General features: G+C 41.2%; 9 protein-coding genes. 3 read left to right on the forward strand and 6 right to left on the reverse strand.

The genetic code is table 11. From position 1 onward, the window contains the following. Positions 1-856 (forward strand): T9SS type A sorting domain-containing protein (locus Q1V93_RS11545; RefSeq protein ID WP_300664839.1); only part of this gene is annotated, 856 nt, incomplete at its 5' end. 72 nt (positions 857-928) lie between these two features. Here the strand turns inward: Q1V93_RS11545 and Q1V93_RS11550 are convergent. Then, positions 929-1345, reverse strand: coding sequence for an SRPBCC family protein (locus Q1V93_RS11550; RefSeq protein ID WP_300664841.1), 417 nt, complete (start codon positions 1343-1345; stop codon positions 929-931). 497 nt (positions 1346-1842) lie between these two features. On the opposite strand from Q1V93_RS11550, the gene Q1V93_RS11555 reads away from it, so the two are divergent. Then, positions 1843-2589 (forward strand): hypothetical protein, encoded by a 747-nt coding sequence (locus tag Q1V93_RS11555; protein WP_300664843.1) that lies wholly within the window; start codon positions 1843-1845, stop codon positions 2587-2589. 10 nt (positions 2590-2599) lie between these two features. Here Q1V93_RS11555 and Q1V93_RS11560 read toward each other — a convergent pair whose 3' ends face one another. Then, positions 2600-3088 carry a hypothetical protein gene (locus Q1V93_RS11560; RefSeq protein WP_300664845.1) on the reverse strand — a complete coding sequence of 163 codons (489 nt, stop codon included), beginning with the start codon at positions 3086-3088 and terminating at the stop codon, positions 2600-2602. A gap of 168 nt (positions 3089-3256) precedes the next feature. On the opposite strand from Q1V93_RS11560, the gene Q1V93_RS11565 reads away from it, so the two are divergent. Further along, positions 3257-3880 (forward strand): hypothetical protein, encoded by a 624-nt coding sequence (locus tag Q1V93_RS11565; protein ID WP_300664846.1) that lies wholly within the window; start codon positions 3257-3259, stop codon positions 3878-3880. Between the two features lie 392 nt (positions 3881-4272). Here Q1V93_RS11565 and Q1V93_RS11570 read toward each other — a convergent pair whose 3' ends face one another. The 4 genes from Q1V93_RS11570 to Q1V93_RS11585 form a co-directional block, all read right to left on the reverse strand. Continuing rightward, the gene (locus tag Q1V93_RS11570; RefSeq protein ID WP_300664848.1) at positions 4273-5325 is read right to left on the reverse strand and encodes an NAD(P)-dependent alcohol dehydrogenase; all 1053 of its coding nucleotides are present in this window, start codon (positions 5323-5325) and stop codon (positions 4273-4275) included. Between the two features lie 10 nt (positions 5326-5335). Then, positions 5336-5803: a cupin domain-containing protein gene (locus Q1V93_RS11575; protein ID WP_300664850.1), complete on the reverse strand. Its 468-nt coding sequence runs from the start codon at positions 5801-5803 to the stop codon at positions 5336-5338. 20 nt (positions 5804-5823) lie between these two features. Then, a complete protein-coding gene (locus Q1V93_RS11580) occupies positions 5824-6891 on the reverse strand; it encodes an alpha/beta hydrolase (protein ID WP_300664852.1) in 1068 nt (355 codons plus the stop codon). A gap of 157 nt (positions 6892-7048) precedes the next feature. Beyond that, on the reverse strand, positions 7049-7594 hold a 546-nt coding region (locus Q1V93_RS11585; protein WP_300664853.1), incomplete at its 5' end, for a carboxymuconolactone decarboxylase family protein.

The following is a 7594-nucleotide window of genomic DNA, read 5'->3' on the forward strand; positions in this document are numbered from 1 at the left end:
TTGGGATTTTACAAATTCCGTTTCTTCTGATTTTCTACAGGTTACGGTTGGCTGGAATGATGCGGCACAAAGTGGTTTGAACGATTGCGGAGATATCTCTCTGACAGTTTGGAACGGCACACAATGGAGTTTTGTGACTTCTCTCACAAGCGGTCTTTGTAACGGGGCAAACGAGGGAACACTTTTCAGTACCGGAAATTTGCCTGCAAACGGCCCGGTTTCTATTGGGTTTACGAGTAATGTCACACAACAATACGTGACTTTATGTCCGGGAGATTCTGTGAACGTGGGAACAAATACGTATCATCAATCGGGAACTTATTTCGACATTCTGCAAGACGTAAATGGTGACGACAGTACCGTTGTAACGGTTGTAAATGCCTTGAATCCGTTGATTAGCGGAATCACCAATAATGTTACTTCAATCACAGTGACTGCTCCGACTGCAACCGGTTATCAATGGATTGACTGCGCAAACGGAAACTCTCCAATTCCGGGAGCAACCAATGCCACATTCACGCCCGATTCCAACGGAACATATGCTGTGATCGTGACGAATTCTTTCGGATGTATTGATACAAGTACCTGTGAAATCATCAATCAACTGGGAATTGATGAATGGCATACGCAAACCCTTCGTTTATTCCCGAATCCATTGACGAATGGCGATTGTTTACGGGTTAATTCGGTTTTAAACAACATTGTCATCGAAAGCATGGACGGCAAAGTCATTCCGGCTGTTTCGGTTTTTGTTTCAGGCAGCGAAACCTGGATTTCCTTACCGGTATTAAGCAAAGGAATCTATCTATTAAGAAGTGAAGACGGCAAGCAAAGCAGTCGTTTTGCAGTGAATTAATCTTTCTTTCAATCAAATTTCAACAAAAACGGGGAGCAGTCAACTCCCCGTTTTTCATTTCTGCTATCCGGATCAATATGTTTCCGTGTACTTTTTGAAATTGTCCAGAATTGCCTGCCAGCCTGCCTGCTGCATTTCGATTGGATTTTCACCTTCTGCATCAAAGGTTTCAATCACTTCGGTTGCATCTCCGTGATTGATAAAGGTAATCTGTGTTTTTCTTCCGTCTTCCATTGTATAAGCAATCCGTTCGTTTGCAACTACTTCATCGTATACTCCTCCGAAATCAAATCCGAAACTTCCGTCTTTTGCTTCCATTCTGGCACTGAATTTCCCTCCGGCACGCAAATCATTTTCTGATCTTGGAGTATGCCAATCCGGTGAAGCACTGTTCCACTTCACAATATGTTCCGGGGCATTCCAATACTCCCACACTTTCTCAACCGGTGCATTCACCTTGCTTTGAACTGTTACCTGTACTTTTTCCATTCCTCCATTTTAAAATTCCATGATGCAATTTATGCATTTCTGAATTATGCTTTCAAAGATAAAACCAGATAAAAATACCTGTTTTTGTATTTCAGTTAATTATCACCTTACGCATGCCTTTGTTATTGCGCATCTTTGCTATGCGATTTTCATCACTGGTCTGCATAATTTCTACTCTACTACAACTTAATTTAGTTAGTTTATCAACCAGCCTGCTTTTTTGTAGCGCGAATTTTTAAAATTCATAAAAACCTCTCAATACTACTTACTGAGAGGTTTTTATTTTCAGACAATATCCGGGGAGTTTAAATGATTTTTGAAATCTCCCGCTAATTGCGCAGACGAACGTTGAGTTAAGCTGTAAATATTCCCGTTTTCTGCGAGCAATCTGTCCTGTTAAGGATCTTCGTCGGGGTAAATCAAATTGACGCATTGAGGACTGCAAAAGATTCCATTCCCCTCAAGCAACTTTTCAATTCCTTCTCCGTTTGACTCACATGAGATCTTTCTATCTGACGATAAGCTTTTTACTTATCCTTACTAAAAGTGCGTATTCCCAGGAAGACAGTTTGAGCTTTCCTTCAGAAAAGAATGAAGTTGCAATACCACGAACTGATTCAGTTCTTACAGTAATCTCATATAATGACTCCTCATCGTGGCGTTATCGCGAGCCATTTCCCGGTTGTATCGTTCCTTTAAAAATAGATACATTCCATTGGGGAAAGTTTGTCGGTTTCGATCCTTCTGTATTTTCGTATATTTTTAGTTCCCGTTACAACAAAGCAGGTGCTCTTCAGGACATCAAAAAGCATGATATGCAGATTCTCTTTTCCGGAGGTTTTGGTGGAATGCCGGATTTCAGTTCGGCAGAAGATCAGCTTTTTCAAAAACGTTATGGCGTAAACCTTCATTCACAGGGCTGTCTCCATTATGGAACAGGAGAAAACGAAGCGGAATACAATCAAACTATTTTTGATTACCTCGATAAAACTTACGGCGTTAAGTGGCGTTACGAATTGCGCAGCGATGCCATCGGGTTTGAAGCTCCTCCGGAAGTTCCGGGTATCAAAGACAAAGAGCTTTCCACATCGGCTTCTTTACTCGTGATTGGAAACAATACAACCCCCGGGAAAAAACCGATGAACCATTCAGATCCGGAAGATTCCATCTGGTGGTATGTAATGCCAACCAGTGGTTTCGCCCTTTTACTGGCGCTTTATTTTGTTAAACGGCGCAAAAAGTAAGCCTACTGCTTTAATTTGCTGTCTTGAACAACCAAAGACGTGGCTTGTCCTCAGGAATATTCGAATTGAGCAAGGCTACAATTTTTTCGGCAACAGGATCTGAGGCATTGTGCAATGTGAATTGCAAGTGTCGGTTCTCATATTGAATCCGGATATATTGAATCACACCACTTCTGACTTCTGTATTTGTATTGTAAATCAAGGTATCCTGAATCGGTTGAATCAGATCAATGATGGAATCAATCGTTGTTTGCCTGATCTTTCCCAGACAAAGTGTATCCGTTTTTTTAGTCGGTCTTCCATCCCAGAAGGGGTTTTGTTCATTGGTATAAACAAAATCATCACCTTGGACATCCAAAACCAGAAATTTCGCCCCCATGTTAGAGCCCATTCCACAGGTATAAAAGGACAATTCAAATTTCTTTTCTGAAGAACTCTGCGCGTGCAGATTATTGAAAAGTAGCAATAAGATCGGTAGTAAGAATTGTTTGGTCGCCATGTTGTATTATGATGTGTTGTAAAATTAAGCCCTTTATTTATAATTCAAAAAATTATTCATTGAAAAAACGCACCTGTTTGGTACATAATTCACGGTTCTATATTTATGCTTTATTATTGATTTTCAGGGATTATTTTTAGATTCGCTGCAATTCAAAATGCTATTCACATGCCTGCTAAGAAAAAAGAGGAATCTATTCCGCTCATTCTCTACCCGATTCTTATTGTTTTAGTTATTCTCTACATTGTTTTTACGATCCTGACGCTCGGAATTTTTCTTCCGGATGATGATAAAAAAGAGACAAACGGAAAATCTGTTCAAAAAAGTTCGGAAGAGGAACGGCTGAGGGTTTCTTTGGAACGAAAACAAAACCGACTGAAAACGATTGGTGTACGGATTAGCGAACTCGAATTGATTAAGCGCCAGATTACGCGCAGGGAAAAACGGATTTTGTTCGGAGTACGATTCCTGATTACAGGGGGGCTGGTTTTAATTAACTGGTTTTACATTGACACCATTGCAAATATTGATTATAAAAAAGGATACATTGATCAATTCATTTGTTCAACAGCCAATTTAAACACATTCATCCTCCTGGGATATGCTCTTCCTGCCTATCTGTTTTACGGAACCGCGGCGAAATTCACAGCAGCCATGAAGCGGAAAATTACCTTTATCCTGAAGAAAAAACACATTCCTTCCCTTTCGGAATTACAGCTGCTCAAAAACGAGGAAACACAACTCAGACACGATATTCACTATTTGAAATTACAGCTGGAAAAATTGGAATGAGTGATCGCGGGTATCGTCAACTGGTATTCGTTCGTGAGTGGCGTTTATTATTCGTTTACTTTGTTTAAAATAGGTACAATCATCGCTATATCTATGCCTTATTGATGCTTTATCTATGGGATATTGATGCTTTATTATTGGGTTAATATTGGATTTTCCTTGTTCTGAAATAATTATGCAGATCCGGTTTTCTGGTGCTTTTTTGATGGCTGCGTTTTTACGGATGTGTGAAAAATTGCGTGTTACAAATTATGTTTTAAAATCTGTGACTTGCCCGAGGGTTGAGGTGATTTTTTAGTACCGCAGATAAATCACCTATATTTCAGGACACTACTTTACGTAAAAAGCAGCATCACTTCCGCGATGCTGCTTTTCTTTCTTGTTCATGCGTTTTACAAGGATGCCATGTCAATGACGAAGCGGTATTTTACGTCACTCTTTAGCATGCGCTCATAGGCATGGTTAATATCCTGGATGTTGATCATTTCAATTTCCGAAACGATGTTGTGTTTGCCACAGAAATCAAGCAGTTCCTGTGTTTCCGCAATTCCGCCGATCACAGATCCGGCAACTGCTTTTCTTCCCAAAATCATTGGTACGGTGTTCAGCATTGGGTCCAGGGGTCCGAGATAACCCACAAGCACAAGTGTGCCGTTGATATTTAGTGTCGGGATGTATTCGTTGACATTGTGTACATATGGCACGGTGTCGATAATCAAATCAAATGCTGCTTTTACCGATTGCATTTGCTGATCATCGGTCGAAATGATGACACGATCTGCTCCGAGTTCCAATGCATCCTGTGTTTTTTCAGGAGAGCGGGAGAACAAGGTTACTTCTGCTCCAAGTGCTTTTGCCAGTTTAATCGCCATGTGGCCTAAACCGCCCAAACCTACTACTGCCACTTTGCTTTCTGCGGTCACGTTCCAATGACGCAGTGGCGACCAGGTTGTAACTCCTGCACAAAGAATCGGTGCAACTGCTGCCGGATTCAAATTTTCGGGAACTTTCAGCACGTAGTTTTCGTCAACCACTACTTTCTCGGAATAACCGCCGAAAGTATGTCCGCCGAGGTGTTTGTCTTTTCCATTGTAAGTGCCAACCATGCCTGAAACGCAGTATTGTTCGAGGTCTTGCTTACAACTGGAGCATTCCCGGCACGAATCAACGATACAGCCAACTCCTACCAAATCGCCCGTTTTGAATTTCGTGACATGATTGCCTACGGAAATGACCCTTCCGACGATTTCGTGTCCCGGAACCGACGGATAAATTGTTCCTCCCCAATCATTACGAGCTGTATGCAAATCCGAGTGGCAAACGCCACAGTACAGAATATCGATTTCGACATCGTGCGGGGTTGCTGTTCTTCTTTGAATGGTTAATCCCTTCAAAGGTGCTTCGGCATTTTCCGTACCGTATGCTTTTACTTGTTTCACTTCCATCGTTTTGTTTTTAGTTATTGTATTCCTGATCTGTTACCGGTTCCATCCAAACCGGCACTCCGTTTTGAGTGTTGGTAACCGCCAACTGAACAAATTTAGTGTCTTTGCTTGCTCCGTGCCAATGTAATACATTTGGCGGGCATTTGATTACATCTCCTTTACGCAGTATCAATTTTGATTTTCCTTTTTCCTGGTAATAACCTACTCCATCGGTTACCAATAAGATCTGCCCGGCAGGATGCTCATGCCATCTGGTTCTTGCTCCCGGTTCAAAACTCACATTTCCAATGGATGTCGGATTCAAACTATCGGCTTCCATGAGCATTTGCAGGTAGACTGTTCCCGTGAAATTATCATTCGTGATTTTTTCACCTTGCGGGAAAACGGGTAATGTTTGTTGATTTACATGATCCGTCTTATGATTGATATGACATCCTGCAAGCCATATAACCGGAATCAGTATAAGGTATTTAAACATGTTATTCATCATTCTGAACGTTAAAGATTGGTTTGATAAAAATTCACTAATTTATCTACCGCCTGTTTGACATATTCCGGTTTCCAATACGTTTCAATATGTGTGGCACCGTTAATTAAAAACAGCTCTTTGCTTTCAACATTAACAGCTTTGTTGAATGCCTCATCTGTCATGTAATAAGTATCGGCTTTGCTTCCGGCAATCATCAATAAGGGTTGATTGATCAAATCCATATTGGTCGAAGCATCAAATATCATCAGATCCATCAGGCTGCTTAAGGTGTATTTTCCACTGGAATTAGGGTGTGCATGTGTTTTTCCATAATAGAGGTATCCTTCTCTGTACAAATCAAAAGGCAATTCTGCTATTTGTTGATCAGTCAACGGAACGGCACTGTTGTTTGCGTACAGAATTTCACCCCCTGAGGCTTCCAGTGCCCGTGCCTCCGAGGCTTTCTTTAAGCGCTCCTGAATGGTTGATACCTGTGAATTCATGAATCCGTTTCGTCTCACCACTCCCGAATTAAACATGCTTAAAGTGGCAATTGCTTTAAATCGCTTGTCTGATTGAGCTGCTTTTAACGAATATCCGCCACCTCCACAAATACCAAGTAAACCCAGTCTGGCAGTATCAACACCTTTGTAGCGGGAAATAAAGTCTGCCATTCCGTGAATATCTTCTATTCTATTTGCGGGTTTATCGACATATCTTGGTGTGCCTCCGCTACCACCCTGGTAAGCAGCATCTGCGGTAATGGTGATATACCCTTGTTCGGCTAATCGTTGGGCATATAAACCTGCAACCTGTTCTTTTACGCCACCATTCGGGTGGGCAATTACTACTGCCGGGTATTTCCTTGAAGAATCATAATTTGCCGGCGTATATACATTGGCTGCAATATCCATCCCGTTCAGTTTATAGCTGACCGGATGAATGTTTACTTTCCCTTTCACATTTTCGGTTATTGCTCCTTCGTATACCAGCGTATAGGGATTCGGTTGAACCGTTTTCTGAGCTGTTTGAGCGTGTGACATCGTACTGACTGTTATGGATAGCGCTGTTGCACTGATTATTGAAATCCGTTTCATCATTTCTATTTAATTGTTCATCGTTCCTTAAAATATGGGGCGTGATCATTTTTTTCCGCAGTACCGATAGGTTACCGGCATGGGTTTGAGTTCAATCAAACGTTATTGTAGCGGAATGCAGATAAAATCACCTGAATTCCAGAACAAGTCTCATTGTTTATTGGGTTTGCTGACTTTTCAATACTTCATTCAAAATGTTTCGGGCATTTTTCGCTTCTTTTTTACTTGCTGTTGACTGAATGATCGTGATCAATTCTTCCAATTGTCCGGGGGTTATTCCTATATTCAGCGAAATGATTAAATGACTTTTTAGCATGGGTTCTGCATTTCCAATGGTGCTGATGACTGAAATAGTTACTAATTCCCGTTGCGACCAGGTCAAAACATCCCGTCCGAAAATATCTGCAAACAAATGTTCTTTCAAAAAAGTGTCTATTACCGGTGCAAAAGCCGAATAACCAGTCAATGATTCAGGTTGCGGCATTTTTGTAAGCTCTTCCAATACTGTTTTCCCACGTTCGTATTTATTTGCATCCTGATTTATGGTTGATGCCTCCTGGCCTATTGTATCTTCAATTCCATTCGCTTTTCGTTCATTCAGTACTTCCATAAAAGTTTGTAATCCACGGATACTGCGTGGAAAACCGCAATAGGCATACAGATGAACCAATATTTCTTTGATTTCATTTATGGTAAGCCCGGC

The organism is Fluviicola sp., assembly GCF_030151805.1.
Classification (GTDB): domain Bacteria; phylum Bacteroidota; class Bacteroidia; order Flavobacteriales_D; family Crocinitomicaceae; genus Fluviicola.

Excerpts from the sequence above, each read along its gene's own strand:
- Q1V93_RS11550 (WP_300664841.1), bottom strand. The coding sequence starts at position 1,345 with ATGGAAAAAGTACAGGTAACAGTTCAAAGCAAGGTGAATGCACCGGTT.
- Q1V93_RS11555 (WP_300664843.1), top strand. The coding sequence starts at position 1,843 with ATGAGATCTTTCTATCTGACGATAAGCTTTTTACTTATCCTTACTAAA.
- Q1V93_RS11560 (WP_300664845.1), bottom strand. The coding sequence starts at position 3,088 with ATGGCGACCAAACAATTCTTACTACCGATCTTATTGCTACTTTTCAAT.
- Q1V93_RS11565 (WP_300664846.1), top strand. The coding sequence starts at position 3,257 with ATGCCTGCTAAGAAAAAAGAGGAATCTATTCCGCTCATTCTCTACCCG.
- Q1V93_RS11570 (WP_300664848.1), bottom strand. The coding sequence starts at position 5,325 with ATGGAAGTGAAACAAGTAAAAGCATACGGTACGGAAAATGCCGAAGCA.
- Q1V93_RS11575 (WP_300664850.1), bottom strand. The coding sequence starts at position 5,803 with ATGTTTAAATACCTTATACTGATTCCGGTTATATGGCTTGCAGGATGT.
- Q1V93_RS11580 (WP_300664852.1), bottom strand. The coding sequence starts at position 6,891 with ATGAAACGGATTTCAATAATCAGTGCAACAGCGCTATCCATAACAGTC.